1 protein-coding gene is annotated in these 1,065 nt (G+C 51.8%); it reads left to right on the plus strand.

Features of this window, described 5'->3' with window-relative positions:
- Nucleotides 1–664: 664 nt before the first annotated feature.
- Nucleotides 665–1,065: BapA/Bap/LapF family prefix-like domain-containing protein (locus BLT54_RS22735; protein WP_176832953.1), on the plus strand; the 401-nt coding region annotated here is incomplete at its 3' end.

A 1,065-nucleotide genomic window follows, 5' to 3' on the forward strand; every position in this document is an offset into this window, starting at 1 on the left:
GCCCTCTAAGGGACGATGACACCATGGGATCGGGCGGCACACGCGGCCCGATCGCAACCAAGACGGATGTCGAGGGCGCAAGACATCCTGAAATCGCGCTTCGGCTGACAGCTGACAGGAGCGCGTAGGAGCAGTTAGCCCAACGAGCTGCTCCGAAATGGAACGCCTCGGTAACGCGGCGTTCTACTACCTGAGAGGCGGGTTATGTCACCCCATCACCACTCACCCAGCATGATCTGCCTCTCTCCTTACTTGAGCAAAGCGAACACATTATGAATGATAATCAAGACCGCTTAGAGATTTTGAGCCCCGAATCAAGAGATTTGGTGACTGAGGCCCTATACGCAAGCTTGATTGCACAATCTTCTGGTTTTCGCGCAACAGCGCATGCGTTGAAGCAGGTTGCGTTGGAACAGAACAAATTAATCCAATGTAGCCCACTCACACCTAAGCAGAATTCAGCCTGAGATTTGTTTTCGTGGCGCGTTTATAGGCGCTTAACGTGCTGCGGCTGAGATATGCCTCACCTGTGAGCAGGCGGTGGAAATAGTCCTAAAGATCATTAAAAATCTCTAGATAATATACTTTAGTTTTAATATACAGCCATAAGATATAGTGTACTTGGTGGGCTCATAAGCCTTTGGGAAATTGGGAGAGATGAACGATGGTAACCACCTCCATTCAGGCCGGTCCTGAAATTAGTGTCAAAATCGACGTGATGCGGGACGAAGTGCTGCGTTACTCTAAAAGCGGAGACAATTTGATCATTGATCTTAAGAGTGGTGATCAGATTGTTGTGAACGACTTTTATACTTTTGCAGAGAACCAGTCTCTTCACAGTTTAGTTTTTGGTGATGGAACGCCCAGCGGCGTTACGGGTGATCCTGCGACCGCGGCCGGTTTGGGCATGGGATTCTCAGAAGAGGGCGTTGCTGCTGCCGTTTTCGGTGGGCTCGGTCTTGCAGCTCTGGCAGCAGGCGGCGGCAGTGACGGTGATGCCGACGCTGATGCGGATGCAGATGCCGACGCTGACGCGGATGCTGACGCCGATGCGGATGCCGACGC

This window comes from Celeribacter baekdonensis, assembly GCF_900102315.1.
GTDB lineage: Bacteria > Pseudomonadota > Alphaproteobacteria > Rhodobacterales > Rhodobacteraceae > Celeribacter > Celeribacter baekdonensis.